The sequence below is a fragment of the Pseudomonas anuradhapurensis genome, assembly GCF_014269225.2.
Lineage (GTDB): Bacteria > Pseudomonadota > Gammaproteobacteria > Pseudomonadales > Pseudomonadaceae > Aquipseudomonas > Aquipseudomonas anuradhapurensis.
The window spans coordinates 4461802-4477061 of the sequence record NZ_CP077097.1 but is presented as its reverse complement, the minus strand read 5'-3'; the positions used below and the strand labels follow the sequence as shown (position 1 = coordinate 4477061).

The 15260-nt window shown below is 64.1% G+C and carries 17 protein-coding genes; 10 read left to right on the top strand and 7 right to left on the bottom strand.

The window, feature by feature from the left end; genetic code table 11:
* The first annotated feature begins 9 nt into the window (after window positions 1-9).
* The gene (gene maiA, locus HU763_RS20530; protein ID WP_186685431.1) at window positions 10-642 is read left to right on the top strand and encodes a maleylacetoacetate isomerase; all 633 of its coding nucleotides are present in this window, start codon (window positions 10-12) and stop codon (window positions 640-642) included.
* Here the strand turns inward: maiA and HU763_RS20525 are convergent.
* Window positions 636-1442 (bottom strand): SirB1 family protein, encoded by an 807-nt coding sequence (locus HU763_RS20525; RefSeq protein WP_186685429.1) that lies wholly within the window; start codon window positions 1440-1442, stop codon window positions 636-638. The genes maiA and HU763_RS20525 overlap by 7 nt on opposite strands.
* A 124-nt stretch (window positions 1443-1566) precedes the next feature.
* Between HU763_RS20525 and HU763_RS20520 the strand changes: the two genes are divergently transcribed.
* Window positions 1567-2586 carry a Leu/Phe/Val dehydrogenase gene (locus HU763_RS20520; protein ID WP_186685427.1) on the top strand — a complete coding sequence of 340 codons (1020 nt, stop codon included), beginning with the start codon at window positions 1567-1569 and terminating at the stop codon, window positions 2584-2586.
* Between the two features lie 27 nt (window positions 2587-2613).
* Here the strand turns inward: HU763_RS20520 and HU763_RS20515 are convergent, their stop codons facing one another.
* Window positions 2614-2880: a YebG family protein gene (locus tag HU763_RS20515; RefSeq protein ID WP_186685425.1), complete on the bottom strand. Its 267-nt coding sequence runs from the start codon at window positions 2878-2880 to the stop codon at window positions 2614-2616.
* Window positions 2881-3103: 223 nt separating this feature from the next.
* On the opposite strand from HU763_RS20515, the gene HU763_RS20510 reads away from it, so the two are divergent.
* Entirely contained in the window at window positions 3104-3574 is a 471-nt protein-coding gene (locus tag HU763_RS20510) for a phosphate-starvation-inducible protein PsiE (RefSeq protein ID WP_170032560.1), read from the top strand.
* 3 nt (window positions 3575-3577) lie between these two features.
* Here the strand turns inward: HU763_RS20510 and HU763_RS20505 are convergent, their stop codons facing one another.
* Both HU763_RS20505 and HU763_RS20500 read right to left on the bottom strand, forming a co-directional pair.
* On the bottom strand, window positions 3578-3868 hold the full coding sequence (locus HU763_RS20505) for a DUF3509 domain-containing protein (protein ID WP_186685423.1): 291 nt from the start codon (window positions 3866-3868) through the stop codon (window positions 3578-3580).
* A gap of 123 nt (window positions 3869-3991) precedes the next feature.
* Entirely contained in the window at window positions 3992-4339 is a 348-nt protein-coding gene (locus tag HU763_RS20500; protein WP_170032556.1) for an HPF/RaiA family ribosome-associated protein, read from the bottom strand.
* A 235-nt stretch (window positions 4340-4574) separates the two neighbouring features.
* On the opposite strand from HU763_RS20500, the gene HU763_RS20495 reads away from it, so the two are divergent.
* The 6 genes from HU763_RS20495 (at window position 4575) to HU763_RS20470 (ending at window position 10841) form a co-directional block, all read left to right on the top strand.
* Complete coding sequence (locus HU763_RS20495) at window positions 4575-4880, top strand: DUF3649 domain-containing protein (protein ID WP_186685421.1); 306 nt, start codon at window positions 4575-4577, stop codon at window positions 4878-4880.
* Window positions 4877-6454: a PepSY-associated TM helix domain-containing protein gene (locus tag HU763_RS20490; RefSeq protein WP_186685419.1), complete on the top strand. Its 1578-nt coding sequence runs from the start codon at window positions 4877-4879 to the stop codon at window positions 6452-6454. Before HU763_RS20495 ends, HU763_RS20490 begins: the two co-directional genes overlap by 4 nt.
* Complete coding sequence (locus HU763_RS20485; protein WP_186685417.1) at window positions 6454-6780, top strand: DUF3325 domain-containing protein; 327 nt, start codon at window positions 6454-6456, stop codon at window positions 6778-6780. The genes HU763_RS20490 and HU763_RS20485 overlap by 1 nt, the downstream gene beginning before the upstream one ends.
* Before the next feature lie 22 nt (window positions 6781-6802).
* Entirely contained in the window at window positions 6803-7351 is a 549-nt protein-coding gene (locus tag HU763_RS20480) for an RNA polymerase sigma factor (RefSeq protein WP_420831061.1), read from the top strand.
* The gene (locus HU763_RS20475; RefSeq protein WP_186685413.1) at window positions 7348-8331 is read left to right on the top strand and encodes a FecR family protein; all 984 of its coding nucleotides are present in this window, start codon (window positions 7348-7350) and stop codon (window positions 8329-8331) included. Before HU763_RS20480 ends, HU763_RS20475 begins: the two co-directional genes overlap by 4 nt.
* 119 nt (window positions 8332-8450) lie before the next feature.
* Window positions 8451-10841, top strand: a complete 2391-nt coding sequence (locus HU763_RS20470; protein ID WP_186685411.1) for a TonB-dependent siderophore receptor — start codon at window positions 8451-8453, stop codon at window positions 10839-10841.
* Window positions 10842-10930: 89 nt separating this feature from the next.
* Here the strand turns inward: HU763_RS20470 and HU763_RS20465 are convergent, their stop codons facing one another.
* Complete coding sequence (locus HU763_RS20465; protein ID WP_186685409.1) at window positions 10931-11806, bottom strand: helix-turn-helix transcriptional regulator; 876 nt, start codon at window positions 11804-11806, stop codon at window positions 10931-10933.
* A 202-nt stretch (window positions 11807-12008) separates the two neighbouring features.
* Here HU763_RS20465 and HU763_RS20460 point away from each other — a divergent pair, with 202 nt between their 5' ends.
* Window positions 12009-12911, top strand: a complete 903-nt coding sequence (locus HU763_RS20460; RefSeq protein ID WP_186685407.1) for a DMT family transporter — start codon at window positions 12009-12011, stop codon at window positions 12909-12911.
* A 132-nt stretch (window positions 12912-13043) separates the two neighbouring features.
* Here HU763_RS20460 and HU763_RS20455 read toward each other — a convergent pair whose 3' ends face one another.
* Window positions 13044-14018: a 2-hydroxyacid dehydrogenase gene (locus HU763_RS20455; RefSeq protein WP_186685405.1), complete on the bottom strand. Its 975-nt coding sequence runs from the start codon at window positions 14016-14018 to the stop codon at window positions 13044-13046.
* Between the two features lie 176 nt (window positions 14019-14194).
* Window positions 14195-15142, bottom strand: a complete 948-nt coding sequence (locus HU763_RS20450) for a LysR family transcriptional regulator (protein ID WP_170032535.1) — start codon at window positions 15140-15142, stop codon at window positions 14195-14197.
* Between the last annotated feature and the right edge of the window lie 118 nt (window positions 15143-15260).

The window sequence follows — 15260 nt, the reverse complement described above, 5'->3', positions numbered from 1 at the left end:
AGGCAGGGCATGGAGCTGTACACCTATTACCGTTCCACCTCGTCCTATCGGGTACGCATTGCCCTGGCGTTGAAGGGGCTGGCCTACCAGTCCCTGCCGGTCAACCTGCTGCAGGGTGAGCAACGCGGTGCTGCCTATGTCGCCGTCAACCCGCAGGGCCGTGTGCCAGCCTTGCGCACTGACGGCGGTGAGCTGCTGGTGCAGTCACCGGCGATCATCGAGTACCTGGAAGAGGTTTATCCACAGCCCGCGCTGCTGCCTGCCACGCCGCAGGCGCGCGCCAAGGTGCGTGGTGTGGCAGCGATCATCGGCTGCGACATCCATCCGTTGCACAATGTCAGCGTGCTCAACCGGCTGCGCCAGGCCGGGCACGACGAGACCCAGGTCAACCAGTGGATTGGCCACTGGATCAGCCAAGGGCTGGCAGCGGTGGAACAACTGATCGGCGACCACGGCTTCTGTTTCGGCGATGAGCCAGGCCTGGCGGATGTCTACCTGATCCCGCAGTTGTATGCGGCCGAACGGTTCAACATCGAGCTCGACGGCTTCCCGCGCATCCTGCGGGTTGCCGCCCTGGCCGCCGGCCACCCGGCGTTCGCCAAGGCACACCCTTCCCGGCAGCCGGACTGCCCGGCTCAGTGAATGGACCGGTTCGCCGCCGGAAGCTTGCCGATACGTTCGGACAGCTTCAGGCGCTGGACCGGGTCTTCCGTCAGTAGCAAGGCATGTTCCAGGTCGAAGCGCTCGGCCTGCGGGCAATCCAGATGCTGGTAGAGCGAGGCACGAGTCACATAGTCGCCGACTTGCGCCGGCCCCAGTTGCATGACCCGTTCGGCATCGATCAGTGCCGCCAGGTGGTCGTCATTGCTGATATGCAACTGGCGCAGGTTGCGTGACAGGCGCTGCAATATCTGCGCGGGGCTGGCACTGCGCATGTGCTCGGCAGTCAGTGCTACCTGCGCGCCGAACTGACGTGCCAGCAGTTCGCGGCAATCGTTGGGGTAGAGGCGTCGGCCGCCGCAGGGATCGAGGAGGTGGTCGGCTCCCGGCACGCGCAGCAGGAAGTGGCCGGGGAAGCCCACGCCCTCAAGCGGGATGGACAGGCGCCGGGCCAGTTCCAGGGCGAGGATGGCCAGGGCCAGTGGTTGGCCGCGACGGCGCTGCAGCACCTTGTCCATCAGCGCGGCATGTGGGCGCAGGGGGTGATACTCATCTTGCTGGAAGCCCAGGGCATTGAGCTGGCGCAGGAGTGGCTGGGCCAGCTCGCACAGCGGCAGCATCGGCAGGTTGGCACTGATCGCGCGTTGCAAGTCATGCAGTAAGGCAAGGCTGGCCGCAGGCTCGACGCTGCGGTCATGCTCGGCGGCAATCCACAATGCGGCTTCCAGCAGGGCGACGGGCTCGCGTTCCAGGCAGGCCAGGCAGGCTTGACGTGGCTTCATGGGGCTTCTCCACACACGCTTGAGTATTAGCCGCGGCGGGTGGTTTCGTCCAGTGGTCCGGCGGCGGCGTCGGCTCAAGGGCCAAGCCTATACTGGAATGAGCACCTCTCAGGGGAGCCAGTCGATGTTCGCACTGATGCAAAGCACCCGTACCCAGTCGCTGCACCTGTTCACCGACCCGCCCACCGGCCTCAAGGCCGTGGTGGCGATCCACAGTGAACAATTGGGGCCGGCCATGGGCGGCTGCCGCTACCTGCCGTATGCCGACGACGAAAGCGCCATGACCGACGCCATTCGCCTGGCCCAGGGCATGAGTTACAAGGCTGCGCTGGCCGGCCTGCCGCTGGGCGGCGGCAAGGCGGTGATCATGCGCAACCCGCATGTGGAAAACCGCGCGGCACTGTTCGAGGCCTTTGGCCGCTTCGTCGATACGTTGCAAGGGCGCTTCATCATTGCCGTGGACAGCGGCACCTCGACCCTGGACATGGACTGCATTGCCCAGAGTACTCCCCATGTGACCAGCACCACGGCCTGCGGCGATCCATCCCCGCATGCGGCGATGGGGGTGTTCGCTGGTATTCGGGCGACCACGTCGTTTCGGCTTGGCAGTGATGACCTGCAAGGGTTACGGGTTGCGGTGCAAGGGTTGGGCAATGTCGGTTATGCGCTGGCCGAGCAACTGCATGCGGCGGGGGCCGACTTGCTGGTGAGCGACCTGGACCCAGGGCGGGTGCGGCTGGCGGTCGAGCAATTCGATGCCAAGCCGGTCACCAACGACGCATTGATCAGCACCCCTTGCGACATCTTCGCGCCCTGCGGCGTGGGGCCGGTGCTGAACGGACAGAGCGTGATGCAACTGCGTTGCGCGGCGGTGGCGGGGGCGGCGAACAACCAGTTGACCACCTTGCAGGTGGCCGACCAGCTGGAATCGCGCGGGATTTTGTATGCGCCTGACTATGTGATCAACGCCGGTGGGTTGATCTATGTGGCGCTTACCCATCGTGGCGAGAACCTGGGTACCATCACCGCGCACCTGGCGCGCATCCCCACGCGGCTGACCGAAGTGTTTGGCCATGCGCAGGCGGAGAAACGCTCGCCGGCGCGGGTGGCGCAGATGCTGGCGGAACGGCTGCTCTACGGCTGACGGCCGCTCCTACAAAGGCCAGCGCAGCTATTGCTCGGCTGCTGGCGCCTCGAGCAATTCGGCCAACGCATCCGGCTGGCTCTTGAACGCCCGGGCGAACACATCGCGGTTTCTGGCCATGTAGATGCCGGCTTCCTCGACCTGCTGCTCGGTCAGCGAGGGCACGGCCTTGTGCAGCACTTCGGCCAGGCGCTCGGCCAGTTCGAGCATCTTGTCGTGACGGTCTGCTTCGGCCTTATCCATGAACAAGCGCTCCGGGTCGCGGCTGCTGCGGTATACCACTTCGACGGCCATTCATCACCTCTGTGCCTTTTTGCTGGTTACGTTACGATCTACTGTATCCATATACAGTAATGGCATTTGCCACTACCGTGCAAGCCGATTCTTCTGCCCGTGCGCGCGTGCCTTGCGGCAATCGGTCGCCTTCCAAGGCAAGGGCCTGGCCCTTTAACTGCATGGCACAAGCGTCACACCGGTGGCGCATCATCCTTCAAGACGTATCGGGGAATGGAACATCGTGAACATCAAATGGGCAGAAAAGCTGCGCAAGGGCCTGCACGGCTCGGCCGACTCGCTGGGCAACCTGTGCGTCGAGGCATTCCATTACCTGGCGCTGTTCGGCATTGGCGCGATTACCGCCTATGCGGCGGTGATGACGTTCCTGGACATGCTCGGCAAGGGCGGGGTCAGCGTCGATGACATCCTGCTGCTGTTCATCTACCTGGAGCTGGGGGCGATGGTCGGGATCTACTTCAAGACCAACCACATGCCGATCCGCTTCCTGCTGTACGTAGCCATCACTGCGCTGACTCGCCTGCTGATCGGCGATGTCTCGCACCACAAGGCGCCGGACGCAGGGCTGCTGTACCTGTGCGGTGGCATCCTGTTGCTGGCGTTCTCGATCCTGGTGGTGCGCTATGCCTCGTACCGCTACCCCTCGACCAAGGCGCTGGACGCCAATGGCAAGGAAGTGGAGGAGGGCAAGTAGCCCTCAGTTGGCCATGAAATGCCGCGGCTCCCGCTGAGCGTCACGGGTCAGCGCGGCCAGCACCTGCAAGGGGTTCTGCTGGTGTTCGATGGCCAAGCCCAGGCGGATACTGTCGATCACCCGTTGCAGGCGCACCGGGTCATTGCGCTGGGCCTGGGTGATGAGGCGCTTGGCGACCACGCCGCTGTCGTCGGACAGGGTCAGCATGATGCTGCCGTCAAGGTTGGCGATGCTCAGGTTGACCCGGTATTCGTGGGCGAATGCAGCACTGATTCGTTCGAATGGGTTGTTCATGGTCGTGCTTCTGCAATGAATGACTGCAGGGGTTGACCGACGCCTTCGGCAGTTGGTTCAGTGCCATTGATCGACACCAATGAAAACGCCCGGCACGAGGCCGGGCGTAGCTTGCATTACCGATCAGGCGTCCGGGTCATTCAGTTCCAGGGCGCCGCGCTTGCTGCGCAGCTTGCCGTAGAAGTGTTCCAGCGCGTGGTTCAGTTTGGTGGCGGCACCATCGACTGCCTGGTCCAGCGAAGTGGCAGTGTGGGTCACGGAAATCGGTTGATGGCCTTTGGGGCGAGCCTCCATCTGGCAGCGTTTGTCATGCGGACCGGGCTTGGCGCCGTTCTCGTCGCGCAGGTGGACCTCGATGCGGGTGAGGTCGTCTTCGTAACGTTCCAGCGAGTTCTGCAGAGTGCTGCGGACCCACTGATCGAGCCGGGCGTTGCCTTCGAAATGGTTGCTGCTGTTGACCTGGATTTGCATGATTCAATCCTTATTCAGCTTGCTCGCATGGAGACGCGCCTAGGCCCTTGAGACCCTTGGAATTTCTGCGCCTCTTGACTCTAAGGTCAGGCAACGGCGAAACGAATTCAAGCCCTTTTTGAAAATAAATTTTTTGTTGCATACAGGGCCACAGCTGACCACACGGTGCTCAGCCTTTGCTTATGAGAATTGAAATCATTATTATTGAATGCCCGATAACGCCCGACCGTTCGCCATGACGCGTAAAATCGCCAGCCTCCCGCTCAGCTATCGCCTGGCCGTGACTTCACGCAGCCTGGCCGCCTTGCTGGGCGGCTACCTGCTGGCGTCAATGGCCAGTGTCTGCATTGCTCTGGTAGTGCCATTGCCGCAGGTCGATGCCACACTCACAGGCCTGTTGCTGTCATTCGTCTTCTACCTGTTGGCGTTCATCTGGTGCTTCGCCTGCCGCAGTGCTCTGCGTGCCTGGTTGGGTGTGCTGGCGCCCACTGTGCTGCTGGGCGTGATCAGCGGCTTGGCTTACTGGATGACAAGCGCATGAAAGAAGGCTTTCGTCAGGCCATGGCCTGGCTGCACACCTGGACCGGCCTGATCTTCGGCTGGCTGTTGTTCGCCATCTTCCTCACCGGCACGCTGTCGTACTTCAAGGAAGAGATCACCCACTGGTCCAGGCCGGAAGTGCGAAGTCAGGCACTGGACCCGACCCATGCTCTGGAGGTGGCCCAGCGTTACCTGCTGGACAACGCAGGTCATTCGGGAACCTGGTTCATCCGCATGCCCAACGCACGTGAGGCGGGCTTGAATGTGGGCTATCGCGACACCAATGGCGGGCCACGTGGCTTTGTCAGCCAGACCCTCGATACCCAGACCGGCGAGCCGCTGCAGGCACGCGACAGCCGCGGTGGCGAATTCTTCTACCGCTTCCATTTCCAGCTGCAGATGCCGCATCCCTATGGCCGCTGGCTGTCGACGTTCTGTGCATTCATCATGTTGCTGGGGCTGGTGACCGGCATCATCACCCACAAGAAATTCTTCAAGGAATTCTTTACCTTCCGCCCCGGCAAGGGCCAGCGCTCCTGGCTGGATGGGCACAACGCCATCGGCGTGTTGGTGCTGCCGTTCCACCTGATGATCAGCTACAGCAGCCTGGTGCTGTTCATGTACATGGTCATGCCGGCGGGCATCATGGCCAGCTACGGCAAGGACAGCGGCAAGTACTTCAACGACCTGTTCGGCCGCAACGATGCGCCTCCGGCAGCCCATGTCGCCGCGCCGCTGGTGCCGTTGGCAGGCCTGTACGCCAGGGTACAGGAGCTGCAACCGGGCGCGCATATTGGCGATATCCAGGTGCAAAGCCCGGGCGACCGCAATGCCCGCGTAACCTTCACCCAATCGTCGGCCGACCACGTCGCCTATCGGCGCAGCGCCAACTGGACATTCGATGGCGCCACGGGTGCGCTGCTGAGCCAGGGCAAGCCGGAGAGTGGGGTGATGATGACCGCGTTCAGCTTTGCCGGCCTGCACATGGGCAATTTCGCTGGGCCCTGGCTGCGCTGGCTGTATTTCTTCTTTGGCATGGCGGGTACCGCGGTGATCGGCACCGGGCTGGTGATGTGGCTGGGCAAGCGTCAGCTCAAGCATGCTGGGAACGAACGCCTGCCGGGCGAGCTGCGCCTGGTCGAGGTACTCAACATCGCCAGCATGAGCGGACTGCTGCTGGCCGTTGCCGGTTTCTTCTGGGCCAACCGTCTGATCCCGCTAGGGGTGCAAGGCCGGGCCGACTGGGAGGTCAACGTATTCTTCATCGCCTGGGGGCTGGCACTGGTGCACGCCATGCTGCGCAGAGGGCGCCGGGCATGGGCCGAGCAACTGGCCTTGGGCACGCTGGCCTTTGCCCTGCTGCCGCTGCTCAATGCCCTGACCACCGGCCAGGGGTTGAACCATTCGTTGCCAGCAGGGGACTGGGCTATGGCCGGCTTCGACCTGACGGCGCTGGCGACCGGCCTGTTCCTCGCCTGGCTTGCCGGCAAGCTGTCGCGTAAGCCCAGGGCGGCTGCCAGAAACGCCCGGCGAGCAACCAGAATGCCACCTGTCGAAACGGCGGGGGCAAGCTGATGGCGGGTATCGCACTGATCACATTCGCAGGCTTGGTTGCCTTGTGTCTGGCCATGCAGAAACACTTCACCGACTTGCTCGAGCGCAAGCCGCGCCCAGGCCAGCTGCGTCTGTTGCGTAGCACCGGCTGGTTGCTGCTGCTGGCTTCGCTTGTACTCAGCGTGCACCTGCTTGGCTGGGCTCATGGCCTGGTGCAATGGGGCGCGGTACTGATGGCCGGGGCGACCGTGTGGGTATTCGGCCTGCCATACCTGCCCCGGCTGCTGCTGGGCCTGGCCGCCGCCAGCGTGGTGCTGGGGCCGTTGCTTGTGGTGTACGCCGGGTGACCCGATGAGCGAACAGGGCAACATGTTCGAGCCGGACACCGACAACGGCGGCGGGCGTGCGCGTTTTGTCGAAGTGTTCCAGGCCCAGCGGGCGCGCATGGAGGCATTGGTCAGCCGTCGGGTCGGTTGCCGGGCCACGGCATCGGACCTGGTCCAGGAGCTGTTCCTGCGTTTCTGGCGCCGCCCCGAGGTCAAGGTCGAGGCGTTGGATACCTACCTGCTGCGCTGCGCTGGCAACCTGGCGATCGACCACTTGCGCAGTGAAGGCAGCCGCGAACGTGTGGTCGAAGCGGCGTTGTCGGCAGATGAAGCCCAGGCGCCGGAGCACGCCGTGCAGGTCGACCACGACCTGCAGCGCATCGAAGCTGCCCTGCGCGCCTTGCCCGAGCGTACCCGGCAGATCTTCCTGCTCAATCGCATTCACGGCTGCAAGTACGGCGAGATCGCCACGGCCATGCAACTGTCCCGGAGTGCTGTGGAAAAGCATATGATGCGCGCCCTCGAGGCGTGCAAGGCGAGTGTGGCCGAGCCCGCGTCCATTCCACGCCGGCCAGGGAGTGCCCGCCGATGAGCCGTCTACCGCAGATTACCGAGGCGCAGTCCCAGGCTGCACTGCAATGGCTCAGCCGCATCAACGAGCAGCCCGCGCAAGCCGAGGGCGCCGCGTTCAAGCGCTGGCTGCTGAGCGACCCCGCGCACCGCGCAGCCTACGCCCAGGCGCAGGCGCTGTGGCAGGCCAGCGGCAGCGCTGCAGCGCGCCTGGCTGGCGAAGAACAGCAAGGCTTGCAGCGTTATCTTGACGCCATGGCCCAGCCAGCGGCCCGGTCCCCGTGGCGGCAGCGGTTCGCGGCACTGGCGCTGGCGGCCTGCCTGGTACTGGCCGTGGGCATCGCCGGGGGGTGGCAACCCGGCCTGTGGTTGCAGGACCTGCAGGCCGACTACAGCAGCGCCGGGCAGGTGCGCCAGGTGATTCTGGCCGACCAGACGCAAGTGACGCTGGATGTGCAGAGCGCGATTGCAGTCGATTTTGTCCGAGGCGAGCGCCGCGTGCGGTTACTGCATGGCGCGGCGTTCTTCCAGGTCACGCATACCGGCGAACCGTTCCTGGTCGAAGCAGCAGGTGGCGAGGTGCGGGTGCTCGGCACGCAGTTCGAAGTACGTGAGCAGGGCGAAGGCGCCCAGGTCACGGTGCGTAGCGGGCGGGTAGCAGTAAGCCCGGCACCAGGCGCTGCAAGGCGCGAACTGACGGCCAACCAGCAGGTGGCCTACGTTGCAGGCCGGCTGGGCGACCTTGGGACGGTGGACAGCGACAACCGCCTGGCCTGGCGCCAGGGTTGGCTGAACTACTACCAGGTCCCGCTGGCGCAGGTACTTGAAGACCTGGGGCGCTATTACCCGGGGCGCATCCTGTTGCTCGACGAGCAACTGGGGCAGCGCAAGGTCAGTGGCAGTTTCCCTGTGGCAGAGCCGTTGCTGGCGCTGGATTCGCTGGGCAAGGTGATGGGCTTTTCGCAGCAGACCGTACTAGGGCGGTTGACGGTCATCCGATAGTCGCCGGCATAGGAAAAAAATATTTTCAGCTAGCGGGTGAGGTAACAGGACGTGACATCCGTGTAATGAGTGGAAGTGCGATTCATTCGCAGTCATAACCCTCTCACAGGTCAGCGTCCATGAAGTTCACCCCGCGTTGCGTCCCTCTCTTGCTCGGCCTGTCCGCGCTGCCGGCCCTCGTTTTCGCTCCACTGGCTGGCGCCGTCGAACAACAGCAAGCGTACGCCTTCGCCCAGCCGGCGCAACCGCTGGCCCAGGCGCTCAACGCCTTCAGTCGCACCACTGGCCAGGGCGTGGTCTACACCCAGGAGCTGGCAGGCGTGCAGGCCCCGGCGCTGAACGGCCGGTACAGCGCCGAGCAGGCCCTGCAGCAACTGCTGGGCAGCAGCGGGTTGGCCTGGCGTCGCGTCGACGCACGCACCTTCACCCTGGAAGCGCTGGACACTTCCGGCGCCCTCAACCTGCAGGCGACCACGATAAGCTCGGAACTGGACGACTACAGCTACCAGCCCCCCGCCAGCGCCTCGATCATGCGCGGGCAAGGCCCGAGCCAGGACATTCCCCAGGCGATCAACGTGGTGCCGGCCCAGGTCATTCGCGACCAGGCCCCGCGCAACCTCGACGACGCCCTGGCCAACGTCAGCGGCATCACCCAAGGCAACAACTTCGGCGGCACCGCCGACACGGTGATGAAGCGTGGTTTCGGTGATAACCGCGATGGTTCGATCATGCGCGACGGCATGCCGGTGGTACAGGGCCGCAACCTCAATGCCAGCACCGAGCGGGTCGAAGTGCTCAAGGGCCCGGCGTCGCTGCTATATGGCATCCAGGACCCGGGCGGGGTGATCAATGTGGTCAGCAAGCGGCCGCAGCTGCAGCAGTACAACGCCCTGAACGTGCGCGGCTCGACCTACGGCAGTGGCAAGAATGGCAGCGGCGGCGGCTTTGACAGCACCGGCGCGCTGGGCGACAGCAATTTCGCCTACCGTTTGATCGTCGACCACGAGGACGAGGACTACTGGCGCAACTACGGTGTGCGCCGCGAATCGCTGGTGGCGCCGTCGCTGGCCTGGCTGGGTGAGGACACCCAGGTGGTACTGGCCTATGAGCATCGCGAGTTTCTCTCGCCGTTCGATCGGGGCACGGCGTTCGGCAACAATGGCCACCCGCTGGACATCCCGGCCACGCGGCGCCTGGATGAGCCATTCAACGACATGGAAGGACGTTCCGACCTGTACCGCCTGGAACTCGATCACCAGCTGGCCGATGACTGGAAGCTGCACTTTGGCTACAGCTTCAACCGTGAAACCTACGATGCCAGCCAGGTGCGGGTGACCAAGGTCATTGAGAAAAGCGGCACGCTGTCGCGCAGCATCGACGGCACGCACGACGCCATGAGCCGGGACCAGTTCGCCACCCTGAGCCTGGCCGGCACTGTGCAACTGGCCGGGCTGCAGAACGACCTGCTGTTCGGCGTCGACCATGAGGACCGCAAGATCTTCCGCGGTGACCTGATCCGGCAGAAAGCCCGATCGACCTTCAGCTATGTCAACCCGGTCTATGGTCAGGAAGTGGAAGGCACCACGGTCGGTGCCAAGGAAAGCGACCAGACCGACAAGCTGCGCACCGATGCGCTGTTCGCACAGGACGCGCTGCACCTGGATGAGCACTGGATCCTGGTGGCCGGTGCGCGCTTCCAGCAATACGACCAGTACGCTGGCCGCGGGCGCCCGTTCCAGGTCAACACCGACAGCAACGGCCAGACCTGGGTACCGCATGCGGGCGTGGTGTACAAGCTCGATGAGCAGCTGTCGTTCTATGCCAGCTACAGCGAATCGTTCAAGCCCAACTCGACCATTGCGCCGCTGGTCGGCAACGTGGTGCTGGACGGTTCGGTGGCGCCGGAGGAGGGCAAGTCGTGGGAACTGGGGGCCAAGCTCGATATGCCGGGGCGCCTCACCGGTACCCTGGCGCTGTTCGACATCACCAAGCGCAACGTGCTGGTTTCCAGCCTCGACCAGCGCACGGGCGAGACGCTGTACAGCAATGCCGGTGAAGTCGGTTCGCGGGGTGTCGAACTGGACCTGACCGGGCAGCTGAGCGAGCGCTGGAGCCTGATCGGCAGCTACGCGTTCACCGATGCTGAAGTGACCAAGGACCCGGAACTCAAGGGCAACCGCCTGCAGAACGTGGCCCGGCACAGCGGTTCGCTGTCGGCGGTGTACGATTACGGCAGCCTGTTTGGCGGCGACCGCTTGCGCATGGGGGCCGGGGCGCGGTACGTGGGCGAGCGGGCGGGTGACTCGAGCAACAGCTTCGACCTGCCTTCCTATACCGTGGCCGATGCCTTCGCCAGCTATGAAACCCGGCTCGACGAGCACAAGGTGCTGTTGCAGCTGAACGTCAAGAACTTGTTCGACAAGGTCTATTACAGCTCGGCGGTGAATCAGTATTTCGTGGCTATCGGCGATCCGCGGCAAGTGAGCTTGTCCAGCACCTTCGAGTTCTAGGCCAGCCTGTGCCGGCCTCTTCGCGGCTGAAGCCGCTCCCACAGGTACTGCGCAGCCCTTTAGGGTAATGCGGTCCCTGTGGAACGGCTTTAGCCGCCAATGGCCGAACGGTATTCGCCCGGTGTCGCACCGATCGCCTGGCGGAAGCGGTTGCTGAAATGGCTGGCGCTGGCAAACCCGCAGTGCAGGGCAATCTCCCCCAGCGGCATTCCCCCCAGCCGCAGCAACTGGCAGGCCCGGTGCAGGCGCCGGGCTAGCAGGTACTGGTGCGGCGGTAGGCCGAAGCTGGCGCGGAACATGCGCGCGAAATGGTATTCGGACAGGTTGCAGCGCAAGGCCAGTTCACCCAGGGTGATGGGTTGGTCAAGGTGTGCTTCGATGTATTCGACCATTTGCCGGCGCAGGTTCGGTGCCAGCCCGCCTTTCAGACGCAGGCCCTGGCGCAGGCCGACCTGGTTGAGCAATGCATGGTCGACGATTTCGTGCGCCAGGCTGCTGGCCAGCAAGCGCTCGCCGGGTTCGTCCCAGTCCAGGGTGATCAGCTGGCGAAAGCGCGCGGCCTGCTGCGGGTCGTCGAGAAAGGTCGCTTCCTGCAGTTGCAGCTCACGCGGTTCGCGGTCGAGCAGGCGCACGCAGCCCAGGGCGAACTGCGCCTCGCTTATGTACAGGTGCGCCAGGCGGATCGCGCCATTGATCACCCAGTTCGATTCCTGCCCGGCCGGCATCACGCACAGCTTGTTCGGTGCACCCTTGTCGGCCGGGCGCTGGCGGCGGAAGGTGCCGGTGCCGTCGGCGATATAGCACGACAGGGTGTGGTGGCTGGGTGCCTGGTAGTCACGGGCATCGTCGCGGTTGTTCCACAACGCCGCCGCCAGCCCGTCGCCCAAGTGCGCGCTCAGCTCCAACCGGGCGTGGGGCGAGGCATGCATGGCATTGAACACTTGCAGTTGGCTGAATGGCGTCATGGGCGGTTCCTCTTGCCTGCCATCCTACTGCGCCTTGCGCAGGCTTACAGCTACCCACGGGACAAATGCGCAAGTTTGTGCAAGCGCGCGGTTGTCCGAGCGGAGAACACTGGGATGCCTCGGCGAGGGCTGTGCCCTCGATTCGCGGCTAAAGCCGCGAAGCGCCGGGCACCGATCTTGAAAGGCCCAAGGAACCGCCACCATGAACTTGTCACTCTATCTACTTACCGTGCTGATCTGGGGTACTACCTGGATCGCCCTCAAACTGCAGCTGGGCGTGGTCGCCATTCCGGTCTCGATCGTCTACCGCTTCGCCCTGGCCGGTCTGATCCTGTTCGCCTTCCTGCTGTTCACCCGCCGCCTGCAGCCGATGAACCGCCGTGGTCACCAGATCTGCCTGGCCCAGGGCCTGTGCCTGTTCTGCGTCAACTTCATCTGCTTCCTCAGCGCCAGCCAGTGGATCGCCAGCGGCCTGATTGCCGTGGTGTTTTCCACTGCCACCTTGTGGAACGCGCTAAACGCTCGGATCTTCTTTGGCCAGAAGATTGCCGGCAATGTGCTCGGCGGTGGCGCCCTGGGCTTGCTCGGCCTGGGCCTGTTGTTCTGGCCGGAGCTGTCGCACCACACGGCCAGCCGCGAGACCCTGTATGGCCTTGGCCTGGCTTTGCTCGGCACCTTGTGTTTCTCGGCGGGCAACATGCTCTCGAGCATGCAGCAGAAGGCCGGGCTCAAGCCCATGACCACCAATGCCTGGGGCATGGTCTACGGGGCAGCGATGCTGGCGCTGTTCTGTGTGATCAGCGGCGTGCCGTTCAGCATGGAGTGGAATGCGCGCTATATCGGCTCGTTACTGTACCTGGTCATCCCGGGGTCGGTGATCGCCTTCACTGCCTACCTGACCCTGGTCGGGCGCATGGGGCCGGAGCGGGCCGCGTACTGCACGGTGCTGTTCCCGTTGGTGGCGTTGAACGTGTCGGCGGTGGCCGAGGGCTATCAATGGACGGCGCCGGCCTTGTTGGGGCTGGTGGCGGTGATGGCGGGGAATGTGCTGGTGTTTCGCAAGCCCAAGCCCAAGTTGGCAACCGGGCTGTCGCGACCTGTGTAGGAGCGGCCTTGTGTCGCGATGGGGCGCGTAGCGGCCCCGATTCAGCTTCTTCGCTGATATTGCCGGGGCCGCCTTGCGGCCCATCGCGACACAAGGCCGCTCCTACAGGAGCCGCGCCGGGTCAGGCAAGCATCAGCCCTTCCACGCCTGCGGGTTCACCAGGTCTCGCGGCCGCTCACCCAGCAGCGCCGCGCGCAGGTTGTCGATTGCCCGGTTGGCCATGGCCTCGCGGGTTTCGGCAGTGGCCGAACCGATGTGCGGCAAGGTCAGCGCGTTGGGCAGCCTGAACAACGGCGAATCACCCAGCGGCTCTTTCTCGTACACGTCCAGGCCCGCACCGCGAATGGTGCTGTTCTGCAGCGCCTCGACCAGCGCTGCCTCGTCCACCACCGGCCCGCGGGCGATGTTGATCAGGAACGCGCTCGGCTTCATCAGTTGCAGCTCGCGGGTGCTGATCAGCTTGCGCGTGGCATCGGACAGCGGCACCACGATGCACACGAAGTCTGCCTCGGCCAGCAGTTGCTCCAGGCTGCGGAATTGTGCGCCCAGTTCTTGCTCCAGCGCGGCCTTGCGGCTGTTGCCGCTGTACAGGATCGGCATGTTGAAACCGAAGTGGCCCCGGCGCGCCACGGCTGCGCCGATGTTGCCCAGGCCAACGATGCCCAGGGTCTTGCCATGCACGTCACTGCCGAAGTGGGCCGGGCCCACGGTGGCCTGCCAGTTGCCGGCCTTGGTCCAGGCATCCAGTTCGGCGGTGCGGCGGGCGCAGCCCATGATCAGCGAGAAGCCCAGGTCGGCGGTGCTTTCGGTCAGTACATCCGGGGTGTTGGTCAGGGCGATGCCACGTTCATTGAGGTAGTCCAGGTCGTAGTTGTCGTAGCCGACCGAAACGCTGGACACCACTTCCAGCCTGGCCGCGCCTTCGAGCTGTGCCCGGCCCAGCTTGCGGCCGACGCCGATCAGGCCGTGGGCCTCGGGCAGGGCTTCGTTGAACTGGGCATTGATGTCGCCCAGCTTGGGGTTGGGCAGGATCACGTTGAAATCTTGCTGCAGGCGCTCGGCCATGGCCGGGGTAATGCGGCTGAAGGCCAGGACGGTCTTTTTCATCGGGCTACTTCTCTGCAAGGCGAGGGGCGGTGGGGCGCATTCGCGAGCAGGCCCGCTGCCACAGGTCCCGCACAGATTGCAGACCTGTGCATTTCCTGCAGGAACGGGCGTGCCCGCGAAAGGGCCGACATTGGTTAGCAACCTACCATTGTCCGCCCCCGCAATGCAGCAGCTTTTTAATTGGCGATCAGCACCTGATGGGTTTTCAGGTCGGCCTCGTGCGCCGCGAGGATTTCTGGCAGCGAATTGCGCAGGTACTCGACCCAGGTCTTGATCTTGGCGTCCAGGTACTGCCGCGACGGGTAGATCGCATACAGGTTCAACTCCTGCAGGCGGTACTCGGGCAGCACCCGCACCAGGCTGCCGTCACGCAGGCCGTCGATGGCCGAATAGATCGGCAGCACGCCCACCCCCATGCCGCTGCGAATCGCGGTCTTCATGGCATCGGCGGTATTCACCATGAACGGCGAGCTGGTGATGTTGACCATTTCCTGGCCTTCCGGGCCGTCGAACAGCCATTTTTCCAGCGGGATCACCGGGCTGACCATGCGCAGGCAGGCATGCTTGAGCAGGTCGGCGGGCTTGTGCGGCACGCCGTGGCGGGCAATGTAGGCGGGCGAGGCGCAGACGATGCTGTAGGTGATGCCCAGGCGCTGCGACACGAACCCCGAGTCGGGCAGTTCGGTGGCCAGCACGATGGACACGTCATAGCCCTCGTCGAGCAGGTCGGGCACGCGATTGGCCATGGTCAGGTCGAAGGTCACGTCCGGGTGCGACTCGCGGTAGCGGGCAATGGCATCGACCACGAAGTGCTGGCCGACCCCGGTCATCGAGTGCACCTTCAATTGCCCGGCGGGGCGCGCATGGGCGTCGCTGGCCTCGGCCTCGGCTTCTTCCACATAGGTAAGAATCTGTTCGCAACGCATCAGGTAGCGCTTGCCGGCTTCGGTCAGCGCAATGCGCCGAGTGGTGCGGTTGAGCAGCCTTGTTTGCAGATGGGCTTCCAGGTTGGAGACTGCCCGCGACACGTTCGCGGTGGTCGTATCCAGCTGCCCGGCGGCAGCGGTAAAGCTGCCCAGTTGGGCTACGCAACTGAAAGCACGCATGTTTTGCAGGGTGTCCATGGGTCACTCTCGATGTAGAGGACAAAATTGTGTCACGAAGTAACGAAAAAAAGATGAAAAGTTGCCTTCGACCAAAGGCGGATTATCGCTGTTTTGGTAACAAAGATTCGCAGGAATC